A 17,884-nucleotide genomic window follows, 5' to 3' on the forward strand; every position below is an offset into this window, starting at 1 on the left:
AAACACTACGCGGCATCAGCCTACAGCAACCACATTGCATTTTTGTTACCGTTGTTTTTATTGCCAGAATAGCAGCTTAATGGGGTTTCGCACGAGATCGGTGCTTTTTGCATATCGCTTTCCCGCACGGCTGTGGCTACACTGAAAATCCACTCGCATAACCGCTCGAGGAGTTCCTTAGCCCCCATGCCGCCTGATGCTACGCCCGAGATATACGCCGCGCTGGATCTCGGCTCGAACAGCTTTCATCTGCTGATTGCCCGCTTTGAACAAAATAAACTCATCGTGCTTGATACCCACAAGGATATGGTGCGTTTTGCCGCGGGGCTTGATGATAAAAACGTACTGTCCGCCCAAGCCATAGAACGCGCACTGGAAAGTCTAAGCAAAATGGCAGAACGCCTGCGCGGCGTACCTGCCGACCATATCCGTATCGTCGGTACAAATACCCTTCGCACAGCCGAAAATGCCGGCGAATTTCTAGAAAAAGCCGAAGCGGTGCTGCCTGCGCCCGTCAATATCATTTCGGGCACAGAAGAAGCCCGCCTGATTTACCTAGGCGTAGCGCGAGACTTTTCTCCCGGTGACGAACGTCGTCTGGTTGTGGATATCGGCGGCGGCTCAACCGAACTGGTAGTCGGCGCCAAACAGCCCAAAATTATGGAAAGCCTCGGAATAGGCTGCGTCAGCTTTAGCCGCCGCTTCTTTGCCGATGGCAAACTCAGTGAGACGGGATTTCGCAAGGCACAGAATGCCGCCGCCCGAGAGCTTGCGCCTCATATCGAAGCCTTCAGCCAAACCTGGGATCAAGCCGTCGGTGCCTCCGGTACCATTCGCACCATCGGCCGCATTGTGCGCGACAACCAATTCAGTGACCGCACCGCCATCACGCTCGACGGCATGTATAAATTGCGTGAAACCATGCTGGAAAGCAAAAACTGTGACGATTTAAAGATAAAAGGCCTGAGCACTGAACGGCAAAGCGTACTACCTGGAGGCCTTGCCATCCTGATCGCCCTGTTCGAAGAACTCGACATCTCAGCCATGGAAACGTCTGACTATGCAGTCCGCGAGGGTATACTGCACGACCTAGCCGGGCGCCTGCATCACCACGACACTCGCGAAAGCACCATCAATCACATGATTGAACAATATTATGCAGACACTGCTCAGGCCGAGCGCATCTGCAAACTTGCCCTGCGCTGGCTACCGAGCGTAAAAACGGAAATTAAAACTGACGCAGGTGAGGCAGAACAACTGCTGCGGTGGGCGGCAGCCCTTCACGAAATCGGGCTAGCCATCGCCCACGGCGGCTACCACAAGCATGGCGGCTACATTCTCAGCAACGCCGACATGCCCGGCTTTTCCCGACAGGAACAGGCTCGCCTCGCCTTTCTGGTACTGAATCACCGCCGCAAGCCCAAACCTGGCAGCCAATTGCACAATATTCGCCCCGACTGGCTGCTGCTGGCCCTGTTTCGGCTGGCGTGCATCCTCCACCGCCGCCGCCAGAACCGCAGCATCCCCCCCGAGGTGCAGGTAGAAGCAACCGGCAAGAAGTCGCTGGTCCTGAGCGCCCCTCAGGCCTGGCTGGACAATAATCCCCTCACCCGGGCAGATTTGGAAGAAGAACAGGAACTAATCGGGGTAGTCGACGTCCAACTCAGCACAGCGGCTCTGTGATCCGGCAACAGGAATGCCATGACACAGGCAAGGAAAGTCCGCTACAATAGCCAGACAGGTTTTGGGGCCGATTTGGATTCGACGCCGGTAACAAAACCGTGAGTGCATGCCGTGAGGACAGCGAATCACGTTAATCCAAAGCTGTTAATTTATAGTTGCCAACGACGACAACTACGCTCTAGCGGCTTAAACCCCGTTAGCGGTCATTAGCAAGGTGCCCATATCGCGCTATTGACTGTCATATAGAATGGGATCGCAGCAAAGTGTGTCTGCCACGGCGCTGTTAAACTTTTAGCAGACTCGCGTTCTGCGTCCTGACCGTTGGGCTGCAGAAAGCTAAATCAATAAACGGAAACTAAGCATGTAGAGCTCTCGGCAGAGTGCTGACGGACGCGGGTTCAATTCCCGCCGGCTCCACCAATACATAAAAGGCTTCGCCGAAAGGTGAAGCCTTTTTTGTTTGGCAGCCACCCCTTCAGGCTTCATTCATATACTCAACGTTACATTGCATTTGACGCTCCGAGGAGGATGCCAATATGCAATTAACCAACAATTCAACCCGACCATACGCTGATTTCCGCGCCATCATTGGGGCCGCTGCGCTGGCAATGGCTGTCGCCATCGCGCCTGCGCAAGCGCAAGCCGATGGGAAAGAGGCCGCCGCCTTGTTGTTAGGTGCAGCTGTAATCTACGCCGCTTACGATTCGCGTGATCGAGATCATCACACAACCAGCTACCATGTTAACCACCGCTATGCGCATCGTAATTGTCATGGCGACCAGCATCGTCATCACCGCGGCCACTACCACAAACCGCAAAAACACTATCGCGCGCACAAATACTATGACAAGCATTATCACTCACACTCACGGTGGGAAAAGAAGAAGTACCATAAGCGCAAGTATCACGACCACGATCGCCATCACCACGCCTGGCATAGAGAGCGTCACGACGAACGACACCATCATCGCCGAAGCGATCAAGACAATGCCTATCGCCATCGTGACAGCCATCGCAGAGACAACCACCGTGTAGCACAAACGAGAACCATGAATCGTTTCTAATCGCTTGCGGTAGTTATTGCCTTGCAGCGTGCGACAAAAGCGCACTGCAAGGCCCTACTCTTTCTTCTGGTAAAAATACCGCCCCGAGAGTCGTGAATTACTTCAGGCCCTCCTCCAAGATAGAGTGGAGGCACACCTAGCACACAATGCGAGTCATTTGCGCAATAATACACAATGACATTGTTGGCCATCTCACATCCTTCTACGCTAATTACTCAAACGGTTAGAAGTGCGAACTGTTCATGAGGCTAATCCCATATTTCACTTTGCTGGTCGCTCTGTCCTCAGCTACGTGGGTTATGGGCGAAGTCGGACACAGTCAAGACTGTCAATCGTATTACGCAGCCGACGACCCTCGGCTGTTTGATTTCCTCGACACCCGAGAGGCTATCGACTACACCGCGTTTGAAGGTTTGACAATTACCGACATCGAGCCCGTGGTATTGCCTATCTTTAATGAAAACGATCCCAAGGAAAATTACCTGCTTTACCGAGTGGCAAACACCCTGCATATCGATACGCAAAACTCTACCGTTACTAAGAAGCTTACCTTTCAAGAGCAACAACAGCTAAACGAAAGGGTCATAGAAGAAAACGAGCGAATCCTGCGAAATAGTGATTACTTCTCAGGCGCGATGATCGTTCCGCATCGAGTATGCGGTGACCAGATTGAATTACTGACTGTGGTACGCGACGTATGGACGCTCTCGCCCTCCGCGTCTTTCTCGCGGGCAGGCGGTGAAAATACCAGCGATGTAGGCATCAGTGAATCCAATCTACTGGGCACGGGGCAGTCGTTGGCCATTGGTCGCTTTAGCAACAGTGACCGCAGCGGTGTAAGCGCCAGCTACGGCAATGACCATTTGTTCGGTAACCACACGGAACTGGACATCAGCTACTCAGATAATTCCGACGGCCATGTGAAGGAGCTGAGCCTGGAACGCCCGTTTTACTCGTTAAACTCGTCTACGGCAGCCGGCATTTACTACCTGCACGAAACCCGTATCGATGAGATTACAAACGCCACCGAAACACTTAACAGCTTTCGCACTGACATAGAAAAAACAGAGGTTTACTACGGCTGGTCACGTGGCTTGATCAATAATACGAGCCGGCGCTGGACCGTTGGCCTGACCGATGACACCACCTCATATTACTATATCGCCGCCACGCAAATAGCACCGCCAATTGATCGTCGACTACGCTATCCGTGGCTTTCTTTTGAATCTATTGAGGATCAATACTGGACAGCAAGAAACGTCTCTCAAATTGGGCGACAGGAAGACATACGCCTGGGCGCGTACTGGTTTGCCCGCGCCGGCTATGCCAGCGATGCTTGGGGTAGTAATGAAAACGCATTGATCTATCACATTCGGCATCAATACACACTCAGCGTAGGCCGCCACCACCTACTGCAAATGACGGGCGGGCTAAACGGCCGGTACAATACTGACCAAAATCGTGCGATCAGCAACTTGCTAACACTCGAAACGCGCTACAACCATTTTATTGACAAGAACAACCGTTGGCATGCGCGCCTTCGCATCGATGTGGCCCACAATATCGATCAGAATGAACAGTTGACCAGCGGCGGTGATGACAACCTGAGAGGGTATCCAAACGACACTCAGCGCGGCGATCAACGTGTTTTGTTCACGGTGGAGCGGCGTCATTTTAGCGATTGGCATATCTTTAACTTGATTCGGGTAGGCGCGGCAACTTATATCGATTTCGGACGAACCCGCGACACACAGACACCCGGTGCAACTAACACGGTTACTTTGGCGAATGTAGGGGCAGGCTTGCGCTTCAGTTCAAGCAAAGCAAGTCAGGGTCGCGTAGTTCACGTCGATATCGCCGCGCCCCTTCGCAATCGCCGTACAGTGGACCGGTACCAGCTACTAATCACGGGTAAAAGCACGTTTTAATACAATGTTATGGCGAATCGCGCGGCACCACACGCAAAATTCCGTCCCCCTCTGTAGCCACGTACAGATAACCGTCAGGGCCTTGACGGATATCCCGCACGCGGCCAATATCCTCAAACAGTCTCGCAGTGGCCGCTACCTGGTCACCGCGCAAACGCACCCACTCGATATAGCCGAATTTTAACGAACCCACCAGTAAGTGCCCCTGCCATTCGGGGTAAAGCCCACTGGTAACAAATGTCATACCGGAAGGTGCTATAGAGGGCGTCCAATAGTGTCGAGGTGACTCGTAGCCTTCGCGAGCCTGCGCCTCGGCAAAGCTCGTGCCGTTGTAGTTGATACCGTAGCTGAGAATAGGCCAACCGTAGTTTGCGCCCGCTTTAACAATATTGATTTCATCGCCGCCACGCGGTCCGTGCTCGTGTATCCAAATGGCACCCGACACAGGATGCCTTGCCATACCCTGGGGATTACGATGGCCATAGGAATAGATCGCCGGCAATGCGCCAGCCTGCCCCACAAATGGATTATCAGTGGGTACACTACCATTGGCGTTAAGCCGGTATATTTTGCCGCCATCACGAGAAAGGTCCTGAGGATTGCTGTCGCGATCTCCTCGATCGCCAATGGAAAAATACAACAATCCATCTTGGTCAAATGCCATACGACTGCCGTAGTGCTGGCCGCTCGCCGAATCAGGTTCGGCTTTGTATAACACTTCCCGCTCGGTCAGCGTATTGCCCACAAGCCGAGCGCGGGCAATTGCGGTATTGCTGCCTAACGCATCGCGTGCCGGGCTGGCATAGGAAAGGTAAAGCCAGCCGTCCGTCGCGAAATTCGGAGAAAGGATGATATCGAGCAAGCCGCCCTGACCATTTACGTGGATATCTGGAAGCCCACCAATGACAGTAAGCTCGCCCTCGGGCGAGAGGCGATATAACACTCCGGGACGGCTTGTCACCAGCATATCGCCGTCGGGCAACCAAGTCATACCCCAAGGCTGGCGTATTTCGCGCGTTACTGTTTCCAGCCGGTACGCGTCCGCGCTGGCGTGAGCGTTGCCACCGCCTGCGTCCGAACGTATACAGGCTAGCAGGCTAAAGCTAATCAACACTATACCAAGCGTTCGCATTGCTCTCTCCCGTTACGTACTCTTTTGTTCTAGCATGTGACGCTACCTAGAACAAGCGTACTACTTACATTACTGAGGACTCGGCACGGCACCAGCTATACAATAGCAGCAACGCGCGCAGCTTCGTGCATAGCACCCTCAATATACGTAACACCGCTGCAATCACCTACAGCATGCACATCAAAGCCCTGTACCTGTAACGCCTCGGCGAGCGCCAAGTTGCCCTGTGCGCCTTGGGCAACAACCACATGGTCAGCCCCCAGCTGTCGGATTTGACCGCGATAATTGCGGTAGGCCACCTTATGATCGCCAATGGTAATTTCCGCCGCCTTACTGATCAGAGTAACACCCGATTCGCGAAGCTCTTCCAGCAACCGTAGTCGGCGCACGAGGTACAATCCAGCGCCCGGACGGCTACTCTGTTCGAGCACCACGACCTGCTTACCGCGATGCGCGAGATACTCGGCCAACTCCAGCCCAACCAGTTCGCCGCCAACAATCACAATCCGCTGGCCTAGAGGCAGCCAGTGTCGGGTGGCGATATTGACCAATTGCCGATGCCTGCTGGCCCCCGTCACTGCGCCGGCTGCCAGCATAAAACGTGAAAAACCATTGAGCTTGCTGCGCAGCGATTGTAGCTTTTCCCCCAAGACCATAGCCCGCATTTCATCGCCACTGAACACAAAAGGCCGATCAGCGCCAGGTATCTCCGGCATCTCTCTGCGTGCGCCGGTGGCAACCACCACAACATCAACTTGCAAACGGCGAAGTACTTCCGGCGTGGCTTCAGTATTGAGATGAATAGCAATTGGCAGAGTTCTAACCTGACGCTTGAGCCAGTCAAGCAACTTACCGTTGGGCTCATAAGCGATAGACGCGAACTGCAACGTGCCACCCAGAACACCACTCTTTTCCAGCAAAGTAACATCGTGCCCGCGCAGCGTAAGCCTGCGCGCAGCTTCCATCCCGCCTGGGCCACCGCCCACCACCGCAATGCACTTCACACTTGTAGCCGGCGCCATTAGATCTTCTGTTTCCGCCGCCGTATCGGGATTGACCGCACACTTCACGGGTGACTCGAGATAAATCTGACTAACGCAACAGTAGCAGTACACGCAAGGTCGAATATCCTGCGGCCGTTGCTCCGCAAGTTTGCGCGGCAAGTGCGGATCGGCCAGTAACTTCCGCCCCATACCCAAGAAATCAAAATGACCTTGGCCGATATGTTTACTAGCGGCTTCCGGTTCGATACGACCCGATGTAATGACTGGAATACTCAGACCTTGCTTTATCGCTGTCGCATTGGCAACCAGTCGTTCGGGGGTATGTGGGATATTGGATTCTGAATGCAACGCACCACGAGAAGTATCGTGGTATGCACTAACAGTGATCGCATCCACTCCTGCCTGCTCAGCCATTTGCGCAACGGCTTTGGCATCTTCCAGAGAAATGCCGTCGGGCTGACCGAATTCCTCGGAATCAAGCTTGCACCAAACCGGAAACCCGCGCCCCACTTCGGTACGTACTGCCTCGATGACTTCCAGCAGCAGACGGGCTCGATTTTCCAGCGAACCACCGTATTCATCGTCGCGCTGATTGGTCAAAGGCGACAGAAACTCAGAAATGATGTAACCGTGGCCACCATGAATTTCCAGGCCATCCATACCCGCTTCACACACACGGCGCGCGGCCTGCGCAAATTGTGCCACCAGAGAAGCAATGTCATCGTGGGTCATCGGATGCAATTTTACGTCGAGCTTTTGCGAGGTAGCCGAGCGTGGAATTTCCTCCTTGAGCATACCCGCCTCAAGATCGCTCTGTTTGAACACAGGCATCGACGGGATCCACACTGGACGCCCGGCTTTCATGTCTTCTACACCAACCAGTCCACCAAAGTGAAGTTGGGCAACAACTTTGGCATCGTGCTTGTGCACAGCATCCGCCAGGGCTTTTAATCCCGGGATAAAGCGATCATCTGAAATCGCGACTTGGCGCGGCTGATTGCCACCATGTGGCCACGCCACACCGGCAACCCCCAAGGTAATCAACGCCGCACCGCCCTTGGCATGTTCTTCGTGGAAGGCTCGAATCTGTTCGCCACAATGTCCATCAGGTTCAGCGAGATTGACCCCCATCGCCGTTACAAACATGCGGTTTTTCAAGGTCAGGGTACCAATTCGACCCGGCTGGAGGAGATAGTTGCAGTTATCTAACATCGACGTAATCTGTCCTTTATAGCCCTGTTCGCCGTTTAAGCAGCAGAGATCAGAAATTGTCCATACCATTTACGGAAACGGTTAAAGGGACCATCGCCATCACACAACATAGGTTTTGCCAGGTAACGTTTGTGCGCCCAGATGATACGGTCCTCGTCCATCTGCTTGCGAATATCATCGATGATGGCCTGGCCAACGCGACTAGCAGTTTTTCCTGCATCCGCGCGTTGTATGAAGGCATATTTCGCAATCGATTTTTCCGGTGCTATCGGTGAGATATTGGCCATCAACACGGTTTCACAAATGCCACTAAATCTCACCAACGCAATCCCCGGACCAATACTGCTGTTCTCAATACTGCCGTGCACGGTACCTTTAGGCGTGTGCATTTCAGTTTCAAGAAAACCATAGCGTTTGTGTTCATCAAAGGTCATCTCAGTTGGCGTAGGCACGTCAGCCGTGCCATGCACGAAGAAGAAGTGCGCCGAGTCTACGGCGTTCTCACCAATCTCCTGCATATGGGTATCTATCTCCCACTCGTAGGTCTTCAGCTCGCCCCACTCGGCATTGTCTGCGGCCGCCTCTGGTATGGCTTCTGGCTCGAAGGTCGGCTCGATACCCTCAGGGTGATACCACACGTAAATACACTGATTCAGTTCACGCACCTGCCAGTTCTTAATTACCTTTTCACAGCGCGCCACTTTAGGCGGGGGATTATTAGCATAAGGCACCTTGGTACATACGCCATCGCCGTTGTACTCCCACCCATGAAAAGGGCAGACAATGCTTTCGCCCTTCACCTGCGAACCGCCGCCTGCCTGATCGCGTATGCCATAACCCAAATGGGCACCCATATGCGGGCAATAGGCATCCAGTACTTTTGCTTCACCAGACTCGGTGCGAAAAATAACCAGCTCCGTATCAAAATATTCCAGTGGTTTTGATTCCCCAGCGACCAGCTCGTGAGAATACAACACCTGAAACCAGCCATAGGGCATCGGCAGAGGAACACGTGTTTTCATTTCCACCTCCTTAACCGCGAATAGCGCCGCCGCCATCCACAGACAGCAGCTGACCAGTAATGAAGGACGCTTTGTCAGACGCCAGGAACGCCACCGCCTCGGCAATTTCTTCCGGTTCGCCGAGCCGATTCATGACGGCAACCTTCTTCAGGCCCTCGGCCATTTTGGGCTGCTCCTCGAAATACTTTTCCAGCCCCGGAGTACGAATCACGCCGGGAGAAATGGCATTAATTCGAATGCCTTGCGCACCGTACTCTGCCGCCGAACTTTTGGTCAGAATATTCACCCCACCTTTGGCGCTCGCATAGGCCGTGTTGTAAGCCTGCCCGCGCAGGGATGCGTTGGAAGAAATATTGACGATAGCGCCACCGCCCTGCCCCAGCATAGTTTCAATTTCGTACTTCATGCACAACCAAGTGTTGGTCAGGCACATCTCCAGTGTCTGATCGAACACTTCTTTCGTGAACTGGTGAATAGGGCCACTACCGCGACTCACTGCCGCGTTGTTGCAGGCAACATCGAGCCTACCGAAGGCCGCTACCGTATCGGCAACCATCTGCTTCACCTGATCTTCCCGGGTAACATCCACCTTGAGGAAAATGGCTTCGCCGCCCGCTTGCTGTATAAGCTCAACGCACTCCTGACCATAGTCCTCGTTAAAATCGGCTACGGCGACCTTGGCACCTTCGCGGGCCAGCGTCTGGCTTATTGCCCGGCCGATACCGGAACCACCGCCAGTGACAAGAGCCGCTTTATTCAGAAGTAATTTACTCATAGCACTCAATTCTCAACAGGTTTTAATTGGACAAGATAGGAATACACACCAACGCGAATCATGACCGGCACCATGGCACCGGCAATCAGTCCGGCCCATACACCTTTGGTCGCCGCAAATACCTGCGGGCTCAGCAGATCTACCTGGAGCAGCGCAAAAATCACCGCGGTGGGAGGTACGAACAGACTGGCGCCAACCAAACCAAGCATCAACGATGCCAGTGCAAGATGGCGCTGGCCCAGAAACAAAAGGAATCGGCTGTAGGCGCTTTCCGGTAGGGTGTCCGGCAGCAATTCTCCCTGCTTCAGCTTACGCCGGGTAAGCGGCACCACGATCAGCGTAACGATAAAAAGCAGAATCAGGCCAGTGGCAAAAAAATCCACCAACAAGCCGTGGCCGCCCCACACCGGAATAGCGTCTTTGGTGCGAACGAGATACCAGGCAATCACGCCATTGAATACACAATTGGTGATACCATTGGTGCACGCCTCACGGCGAATGTGGGTGGCAAATTCGGCGGCCATAGCCAGCCCTCCGGTTATAAACTGTTTTGGTTTTTACACAGTGTAGTCAAGCCCCGGCTGGCCAACAGCACAAATTGACGCGTTTTCACCAGCATTTAAGTTCGCTGCAGCAAGTCATTCTTATAATTGAAAAAGCACGGGATGCTATGAGCAATAACAAGGAACATCTCACCCCGGCGGGAAAATTCCAGCGCCTGCTGGACTATCTTGAAAAGATTGGTCTGGACGCCGAGGGGCTGGCGCACGCTGCGGGGCTGAGCAAGTCCGAAATCGATGCTCTGGACAGAAACACCGGCGTCTCCAGCTACCGCTATTCGCGCCTCTACGAGATCGCTGCCCAGGATATGCAGCGTCTTGATATGGCGCTGCCATGGGGCGCCGGCATAGGCACGGACGTATTCCGATTCATGTGCTACAGCGTGATCACCTGCCATACTCTGCGCGAAGCCCTGCATCGCGCCGCCCGTTTTGAGCGGATGATGCAACCCCAAACCGGCCATCGGATCGAATTGATTGAAGAGGGCGAGATGGCCGCTCTGCACTACCTCATTAACAGCGACGCCGCCAACCGCACCTACGCCCCGGAAGAATGGGATCGAACCCTCTATATCGACACTGTGGCCAAAGCCTCCGGGCTGCGCATCTGGTATGTATTCATGGGCTGGCTGATCGGCCGCAATATCGATCTGGATCGCGTCACCATTTCGGCCCCAAATATTTCAGAACCCTATGCTGAGAGCCTGCGCAGCGTGTTTCAGGTCAATGTCGATTTCGACGCACCACTCACAGCTCTTTACTTTACCGCCAGCCAGCTCGATAACCACATGGTGCATACTCCCGAGTCGCTCGATGAATTTCTCGACAATGCTGTATATACCATGATCGTTCAGGACAGCCGGCCTGCCAGCACCGGCGCAGCCATCAAATCACTGCTCGCCAAATCACCTACCGGTGCGCCGCCCACCTTTGAAGCCATGGCAGATTTTCTACACCTGTCACCGTCGAGCCTGCGCCGGCGACTGCAAAAAGAAGGTACCAGCTACCAAGAACTGAAAGATCGCTACCGGCGCGATCTGGCTATTCGTTATCTTCGCGACGAGAAGCTGAAGATACATGAGATAGGCGAAATGCTTGGCTTTCTCGAACCGAGCTCGTTTATCCGCTCTTTCAAAGGCTGGACGGGGATGACACCGAAGCAGTTTCGGAATCAGGCTGAAGAAGAGTAGTGTTTCGCGGGCAGTGCGCCCGCAAACGAGTTATCGGTTTTTGTCCGCCATATGCTGCGCAATCAAACTTAACTCTGCCGCCTTGAAGCAGTGCGCCTGCGTCATGGCGTTTTCTGTTCGGTGCATGCAATCCAGTATCATCTGCCCAAAGAACGGAAAGCCCGATTGATTCAGGCATTCGCGCTCTTGCACGGATTCTCCGTTGACCGAAATCAATAGAGAGGACGGTGCCTTGCGCGCCACATCAAGATACTTGCGCAATTCCAGCGTACCCAGAGTGCCAACAATAAACGTGCGACCATCACCCCATGTTGGTAAGCCCTCCGGAGTGTACCAATCCACCCGACTGTAAAACGAAGCGCCGTTGTCGGCGGTCAGGGACATTTCGCCAAAGTCTTCCAGCTCCGGATAGTCCGGGTTATTGAAGTTTTCCACTCTGGCAAAATTTACGGTTGCGTCCGCGCAGCCCGTATAAGTTAAAAACTGTTCAACCTGATGCGAACCGATATCCGTCAGAATACCGCCGTAACTGGATTTCCGGAAAAACCAGTCCGGTCGGGTAGATGCAGCCAACCGGTGTGGGGCCAGATTGACCACCTGCAATACTCGGCCTATGGCGCCGTCTGCAATCAGCTCACCCGCCATCCACGCAGCATCGTTATGCAGGCGCTCGGCATAATAAACCAGATACTTGCGACCAGTCTCTGCCACTGTGTGTTTAACGTCGCTTAACTGATCAAGCGTGGTAAAGGGTGATTTGTCGGTAAAGTAGTCCTTGCCTGATTTGAGCACCTGCAAGCCAATCCCGGCACGACGGTCCGGTACCGCCGCCGCCGCCACCAACTCGATACTGTCATCACCCAATATCTCGTCAAAACTGGCAACAGCCTGCGCCTGCGGAAAGCGCTCCAAAAACCAGGCGAGTCGCTCTGGATCAGGCTCAAATACTTTGGTCAGTTCGGCACCGGCATCACACAAGCCGTTACACTGACCGAGAATGTGTCCGTGGTCCAGAAAGGCCGCCGCAAACTTGAATTCCCCAGGTGCTACAACCGGCTCGATATCGGCTGACGGCGCGTAGCTCGCACCATCCTTGATATTAGTCACATCACGCTCCGCTCAGTTTCACAATCGTGGTGTAGATCACACTGGCCAGCACCGTTGCAATGCACATCAACATGGCGACATTGAATACAATACGCCGCTGCCCCCGTGGCATATCCGTTCCCAGATAGCTCTCGGAATTATTGAGCCAAAACCAGCCGAGGTAGGCTACCGGTAGCAGGAAACCACAGATCGCTGAAGTCGGCAGAATGACATAGGGGCCCATACTCGACCACAGGAAAACTCCTAACACTGCTGGCGTGGGGAGTAGCAGTGCCAGCTGGTAGCGTCGTGAATGATGCTCCCAGCCAAATAACTCAGCGGCAGCTGAGCCGCAGCAAAGCATATGCATGACCAGAGAGCCTGCGGCCATACCCAATATGCCGAGACTAAAGATCAGCCTTGAGCCAAGTTCACTGATCCCTGCTTCCGCAAACAATCGGGTTGCGGTTTCGGGATTCAGGCGGCCAGTTAGCGTAGCCTCACCGCCATGCAAAACACCAGCAGCGGCAATAGACATTAAGCCCGTAACCAACAGATACGGCAGCACAAGACCAATAACAATATCGTAGCGGGCCAGTTCACGATGGGCGCGCCCCCAGTTGCGGTTGAGCAAGGTATATCCATAGACAAACGTCATGTTGATACCCACCGCTGTACCAAGTGCGGCCATTACGGTCACCAGACCGTCACTGTCGCTCGGCAAGCTGGTGGGAATATAGCCCCGCCACACCGCGGACCAGTCCACCTGCCCCTTGAGGCTGGATTCAATCACCACCCAGGCAAAACAGGCTACGATAAGCCCCGACAGAATCTTGACTGCATTTTCAAACAGAAATACGGTGCGACCGCCACGACCGTAATGCCAGGCTGTCGTCGCACAGACGCCCCAGACGATTACCGCGAGTACGAAAAGGTATATTTCCCGCTGCACGCCGCCGTCGGATCTTATATCAAAACCGATGACGACGCTGATCAGCTCCTCGAACATGCCAGCGCTTAGCGGATAATGGGAGAAGCCCCAAATAATACTCGACAGCAGGGCCGATACCGCCCACAGCCAAGCAAGTGAGGGATGCACATGTTTGCGAAAAGCCTGGTAAGGCCTTTCTTCAGTTGACAGCGTCTGATGGGATAACGCAAACAGCATGATACAACCAATCAGCATGGAGACCGGCTGCACCCACAACAGTTCGTAGCCGTATACCGCACCTAAAGTAAGAGACGTAATGGCTGAGCCGCCCCCAAGCGTCATGGCGCCCTGCAGCCAGCCGGGGCCGCTGAGTTTCAGATAGTTCCAGGCGCGACCCGGTGCGGGCATGTCGGCAATACGTGCCAGCTGGCTCTGTTCGTTCATCAGCGGTAGCTCTTGTCCATATCAATGGTAACCTCAATATCTTGCCGTTCCCGCAGTTGCGATTGCTGGATTCGCTCATCCAGCGCCGCCTGGTAGATAGCTGCATCCGGCGGACATGCCACGGCCTGGCCTTGCCAATGCGACAAGAGAATGGCGTTAGCTATGCCCAGCGAGTTGAGTCCATCAGCCGCCGGCGCGATCAGCGTTTCGCCGCGCTCAATGGCAGCAACAAAATTATTCAGTATCTCGGCGTGCTGATTGTTGTTTGCGTCCTCCGGCGTAATGTCTCGCGACCGAACCTGAGGCACACCAAACATATCCCTAGTGGAACGACAGTACTCAGCCACCGAAGTCTGATTGTCATGCAACACGATACGCTGGCCGTCAAACGTAAGGCTGGCGCGATCACCTACAATATCAAGCCGGTTGAAACCGGGCGCCTCACCGGTAGAACCAATGAAGGTTCCACTGGCACCATTCGCGTAGGTGAAATAAGCGGTCACTTCGTCTTCCACTTCAATGGGGTGATATTTTCCCATCGAGCAGAAACCGTACACTGATTCGGGAATGCCGCACAACCACTGAAAAATATCGAGGTTGTGAATGCACTGATTCACTAACAGCCCGCCGCCCTCGCCTTTCCACGTGGCGCGCCAATCGCTGACTGCAAAATATACGTCGGGGCGAAACCAGTTGGTCATGGTCCAGTGGGTGCGCTTTATTTCGCCCAGCTCACCGGCATCAATCACCGCTTTGATGGCTTTAAACACCGGCGAACAGCGTTGGTTCAACATCAATCCAAATACCTGATCCGGCTGCGCCGCCGCCAACATTTCCTGCGCTTCGTGATTACTCAGCGCAATCGGCTTTTCCATCATCAGGTGCAAACCCGATTGCAGAACCGCCAACCCCATTTCCCGATGATAAAAAGTGGGCGAGGCCACCAGTACTGCATCACATGCACCGCTGCCAATCAGATCACGATAGTCGGAAAAGTGCTGTGCCCCCTCCGGTAGTTCGTCAGGCACTGTGCGCGAACAGATGGCGCTGACAGTACATCCCGGCACCGCACCGCTGACCACATTCTGAATATGCTGGCGGGCAATATTACCCAGACCGATCACGCCCAGTCGTACTGTCACTTGACCTTCTCCACTCGATTTTCAGCGCCACCGCGAACGATGTACAGCGCATCCACATTTCCTTGCTTGTCGACCTCAAAGCGGAATTCCAGAGCTTCGCCGCCCTGCTCAGCCATAAAACGGTGTTCGCCGATGTTTTTGAGCACCGTATCGCCATACATGGGCGCTGCCGCCACCAGCTGGCCATCTTCGATACTGAAGGTAAAGGTAATGAAACTGATTTTGTATTTCCCGAGGTACTTATCCAGCGGCGAGGCATAGGGCACCTCACGAATGGACTTTGCAGTCCAGGGCGAATTGCGCGCGGGCAATGACAAGATTTCGCTCACCTGCGCGATCGTTGGCGCATCCGCTGCATTACTGCCCAGACGCCGAAGATGAATCAGCAGCCCCGTCAGCGTTTCCGCATCCAACCCCGGAAACTGGCGATGTCCAGGCATCACCCCATTCCAGATTTTGCCGTTAACTTCGATCTCCCCCTGCATGCCATCAAGCACAATACGAGTCAGCCACTCCACCGGGCCGGTGACCCATTGCGAGCCGGCAAGCTCCGGCGCCAGACCGGCCACACCCTGTCCTTTGTCGCCGTGGCAGCTGGCACAGTGGCTGTAAAAGGCCTTTCCCTTTTCCAGCAGAGCTACCTGCTCGCCCGTCAACGGCGCCTTGCCACCAGCCATTTCGTCGCCTTCCCAGGTGAAAGCCCGGCGTGCATCGATGCGGGCAAGCCATAGAGGGTCATCTCCGGCCAGAGACTTGTCAGTGAACAGCGCGGGCGCCTGATCCAGCATTAATGGTTCGTCAAATGAGCGCGCAGCTTTTTTCAGGCCTTCAAGCATAGCAATCTGTCGCCACTGCTTATCCTCGCGCTGGGCGTTAATCTGCGCCAGCAACGCAATCAGTTTATCTGTGCCCTGCCCGGCCGCCGCAGCCCGCTGACTCATGTAGGCGCCAGCCACCAGATCCCGCAAGGCAGCTTGATTGGCCGCTGTCTGTGTCAACGCCAATGACAGTAGCTGTTCAAGTATTGCCAACTCGACACCAGCACTGGCACGCACAACGGCTTCACGGCGAAACACGTCCTGGCCATGAGCCTGCAGCTGCTGCAATAACCGATGTTGCACCGCCATATGCTGATTATGCGACGTCAACGCATTGAGCCACGCCAATGCGCTGGCAGTGTCACCAAGGTCCTCGGCCGACAACCCCAGCAACTGATCAATATCCAGCAAGCGCCCCCCGGCACGCAATGCCTGCCGGGTCACTATGTTCTGCTTGCGTTCAATGGCTTTCACCACTGTGTCGGCATCGAGCACCTGCTGCGCTTCAAGCGCCCACAGTGCGTGCACTACCGCAAGTTGATTGGATGCATCTGCCACCAACATCTTTAACGGTTGAACTGCATTTGCATCCGCGCCCAGCAGGCGCTGCGCTGTATCGCGCACCCACGGCGTGCTGTGGCCAAGCGCCGCTATGCGCTGCTCAACAGATGCTAAAGCCAGATTCGGCGCCTTCAATTGCGGTGATTCCGTATGGGTGATACGCCAAATGCGCCCCTGTCCCAAGGGCTTTTCGAGACCGCGCGCTTTGATTTGAGCTTTCAGCTCATCGGTGAGAAAGGCTTTGTGCTGGATAATGCCGCGATACATATCGATCACATATAGCGCACCGTCCGGCCCGACTTTCAGATCCACCGGCCGAAAACGCTCATCCGTGGAGGCAAAGAATTCACGCTGCCCCCAATGCCTGTCGGGATAGGTAACATGCTCCGCTTTGACTGAGAATTCATTCAGCCCGGCTCGCAGTTGAACAATGGCGTTAGCTGCCGGCTCCGGCACAAAAATATCCTGCCAGTAGTCTGAAGGAAACTGACCTCCACGATAAACCGCCAAGCCGCTGACAGCTGTTGGTGCTTTCAGTCGTCCATCATCTCGTAGCACACCATCAAGATAGGCACGATTTACACCCGTATTCACGCGAATACTGAACACTTCGTCATCGATACTAATTTGCTCACCCAACCCGGCGCTGACACCATTCAGGCTGTGACCAGGAAAATAATCGCCGGTGAGAAAATTGGAATTGGTGTTGTAGTACAGCCGCCCCTGATTATCCTGACTGATACCCCACTGGCCACGAGCCAATGTCTTTTCTACCTGAAGTTCGCCGTTGAAAAAGCGAAAACGACGTTCGGATTTGGCGTTGTACAGCCAATTATCCAGCCCCTGCATCAGACCGTTTTCTAAGTGCTCCATGCTGACACGCTCGTAGTCTGTCGCGTAATCAGCAACTTTACGTTTATTCTCGCAACGCGATTTACCCTGAATATCCGGGCATAGCCAGAGATTGGGCGGTTCCCCCACCAACAGACCTTCATTGACCACGGCAACGGCTCGCGGCAGCACCAACCCGTCGAGAAACACCTCACTGCGGTCCATCTGGCCATCGCCATTTGCATCCAGCAGCATTACTACTCGACCGATCGGCTTGTCTTCGCCTGTGCCTTCAGTGTCTGGCATAAAGCCGCGCATCTCCACCACAAAAAGACGACCGGATTCGTCCCACGCCATCGCTACCGGGTCGACCACCAAGGGTTCGGCTGCCACCAGTTCTACCGAAAATCCCGGTGCGAGCGTAAAGCCCGCAAGGGCCTCTACCGGTGTCAGCGCAGGTGCGGGTGGCGTTTCCACCGCCAGATACACTGGCACTTTTTC

The 17,884-nt window shown here is 54.4% G+C and carries 13 protein-coding genes and 1 other RNA gene; 5 read left to right on the top strand and 9 right to left on the bottom strand.

Features of this window, described 5'->3' with window-relative positions; translation table 11 throughout:
• Positions 1 to 186: 186 nt before the first annotated feature.
• The 4 genes from ABYP39_RS03315 to ABYP39_RS03330 all read left to right on the top strand — a co-directional run bounded on the left by ABYP39_RS03315 (position 187) and on the right by ABYP39_RS03330 (position 4,675).
• Positions 187 to 1,683 carry an exopolyphosphatase gene (locus tag ABYP39_RS03315; protein ID WP_372781133.1) on the top strand — a complete coding sequence of 499 codons (1,497 nt, stop codon included), beginning with the start codon at positions 187 to 189 and terminating at the stop codon, positions 1,681 to 1,683.
• A 63-nt stretch (positions 1,684 to 1,746) separates the two neighbouring features.
• Positions 1,747 to 2,103: a transfer-messenger RNA gene (gene ssrA, locus ABYP39_RS03320) on the top strand.
• Between the two features lie 116 nt (positions 2,104 to 2,219).
• Positions 2,220 to 2,747, top strand: coding sequence for a hypothetical protein (locus tag ABYP39_RS03325; RefSeq protein ID WP_372759686.1), 528 nt, complete (start codon positions 2,220 to 2,222; stop codon positions 2,745 to 2,747).
• 299 nt (positions 2,748 to 3,046) lie between these two features.
• On the top strand, positions 3,047 to 4,675 hold the full coding sequence (locus ABYP39_RS03330; protein WP_372759687.1) for a hypothetical protein: 1,629 nt from the start codon (positions 3,047 to 3,049) through the stop codon (positions 4,673 to 4,675).
• A 7-nt stretch (positions 4,676 to 4,682) separates the two neighbouring features.
• Here ABYP39_RS03330 and ABYP39_RS03335 read toward each other — a convergent pair whose 3' ends face one another.
• From ABYP39_RS03335 to ABYP39_RS03355, 5 genes are all read right to left on the bottom strand, one after another.
• Complete coding sequence (locus tag ABYP39_RS03335; protein WP_372759882.1) at positions 4,683 to 5,807, bottom strand: PQQ-dependent sugar dehydrogenase; 1,125 nt, start codon at positions 5,805 to 5,807, stop codon at positions 4,683 to 4,685.
• A gap of 95 nt (positions 5,808 to 5,902) precedes the next feature.
• Positions 5,903 to 8,023, bottom strand: a complete 2,121-nt coding sequence (locus ABYP39_RS03340; protein ID WP_372781135.1) for an FAD-dependent oxidoreductase — start codon at positions 8,021 to 8,023, stop codon at positions 5,903 to 5,905.
• 35 nt (positions 8,024 to 8,058) lie between these two features.
• On the bottom strand, positions 8,059 to 9,045 hold the full coding sequence (locus ABYP39_RS03345) for a Rieske 2Fe-2S domain-containing protein (protein ID WP_372781137.1): 987 nt from the start codon (positions 9,043 to 9,045) through the stop codon (positions 8,059 to 8,061).
• Positions 9,046 to 9,055: 10 nt separating this feature from the next.
• A complete protein-coding gene (locus ABYP39_RS03350) occupies positions 9,056 to 9,820 on the bottom strand; it encodes an SDR family NAD(P)-dependent oxidoreductase (RefSeq protein ID WP_372749083.1) in 765 nt (254 codons plus the stop codon).
• A gap of 5 nt (positions 9,821 to 9,825) precedes the next feature.
• Positions 9,826 to 10,344: a hypothetical protein gene (locus ABYP39_RS03355; protein ID WP_372749084.1), complete on the bottom strand. Its 519-nt coding sequence runs from the start codon at positions 10,342 to 10,344 to the stop codon at positions 9,826 to 9,828.
• Positions 10,345 to 10,490: 146 nt separating this feature from the next.
• Between ABYP39_RS03355 and ABYP39_RS03360 the strand changes: the two genes are divergently transcribed.
• Positions 10,491 to 11,570: an AraC family transcriptional regulator ligand-binding domain-containing protein gene (locus tag ABYP39_RS03360; protein WP_372749085.1), complete on the top strand. Its 1,080-nt coding sequence runs from the start codon at positions 10,491 to 10,493 to the stop codon at positions 11,568 to 11,570.
• 30 nt (positions 11,571 to 11,600) lie between these two features.
• Here the strand turns inward: ABYP39_RS03360 and ABYP39_RS03365 are convergent, their stop codons facing one another.
• From ABYP39_RS03365 to ABYP39_RS03380, 4 genes are all read right to left on the bottom strand, one after another.
• On the bottom strand, positions 11,601 to 12,677 hold the full coding sequence (locus ABYP39_RS03365; RefSeq protein ID WP_372764080.1) for a Gfo/Idh/MocA family protein: 1,077 nt from the start codon (positions 12,675 to 12,677) through the stop codon (positions 11,601 to 11,603).
• A 1-nt stretch (position 12,678) separates the two neighbouring features.
• Positions 12,679 to 14,031 carry a divalent metal cation transporter gene (locus ABYP39_RS03370; protein ID WP_372758901.1) on the bottom strand — a complete coding sequence of 451 codons (1,353 nt, stop codon included), beginning with the start codon at positions 14,029 to 14,031 and terminating at the stop codon, positions 12,679 to 12,681.
• Complete coding sequence (locus tag ABYP39_RS03375; protein ID WP_372781139.1) at positions 14,031 to 15,173, bottom strand: Gfo/Idh/MocA family protein; 1,143 nt, start codon at positions 15,171 to 15,173, stop codon at positions 14,031 to 14,033. The genes ABYP39_RS03370 and ABYP39_RS03375 overlap by 1 nt, the downstream gene beginning before the upstream one ends.
• Positions 15,170 to 17,884 (bottom strand): c-type cytochrome (locus tag ABYP39_RS03380; RefSeq protein WP_372781141.1); only part of this gene is annotated, 2,715 nt, incomplete at its 5' end. The genes ABYP39_RS03375 and ABYP39_RS03380, both read right to left, overlap by 4 nt.

The organism is Litorivivens sp. (assembly GCF_041625495.1).
Lineage (GTDB): Bacteria > Pseudomonadota > Gammaproteobacteria > Pseudomonadales > Spongiibacteraceae > Litorivivens.

What these genes read in the sequence shown, in the direction of transcription:
- ABYP39_RS03315 (WP_372781133.1), top strand. Translation starts at nt 187, where the DNA reads ATGCCGCCTGATGCTACGCCCGAGATATACGCCGCGCTGGATCTCGGC.
- ABYP39_RS03325 (WP_372759686.1), top strand. Translation starts at nt 2,220, where the DNA reads ATGCAATTAACCAACAATTCAACCCGACCATACGCTGATTTCCGCGCC.
- ABYP39_RS03330 (WP_372759687.1), top strand. Translation starts at nt 3,047, where the DNA reads ATGGGCGAAGTCGGACACAGTCAAGACTGTCAATCGTATTACGCAGCC.
- ABYP39_RS03335 (WP_372759882.1), bottom strand. Translation starts at nt 5,807, where the DNA reads ATGCGAACGCTTGGTATAGTGTTGATTAGCTTTAGCCTGCTAGCCTGT.
- ABYP39_RS03340 (WP_372781135.1), bottom strand. Translation starts at nt 8,023, where the DNA reads ATGTTAGATAACTGCAACTATCTCCTCCAGCCGGGTCGAATTGGTACC.
- ABYP39_RS03345 (WP_372781137.1), bottom strand. Translation starts at nt 9,045, where the DNA reads ATGAAAACACGTGTTCCTCTGCCGATGCCCTATGGCTGGTTTCAGGTG.
- ABYP39_RS03350 (WP_372749083.1), bottom strand. Translation starts at nt 9,820, where the DNA reads ATGAGTAAATTACTTCTGAATAAAGCGGCTCTTGTCACTGGCGGTGGT.
- ABYP39_RS03355 (WP_372749084.1), bottom strand. Translation starts at nt 10,344, where the DNA reads ATGGCCGCCGAATTTGCCACCCACATTCGCCGTGAGGCGTGCACCAAT.
- ABYP39_RS03360 (WP_372749085.1), top strand. Translation starts at nt 10,491, where the DNA reads ATGAGCAATAACAAGGAACATCTCACCCCGGCGGGAAAATTCCAGCGC.
- ABYP39_RS03370 (WP_372758901.1), bottom strand. Translation starts at nt 14,031, where the DNA reads ATGAACGAACAGAGCCAGCTGGCACGTATTGCCGACATGCCCGCACCG.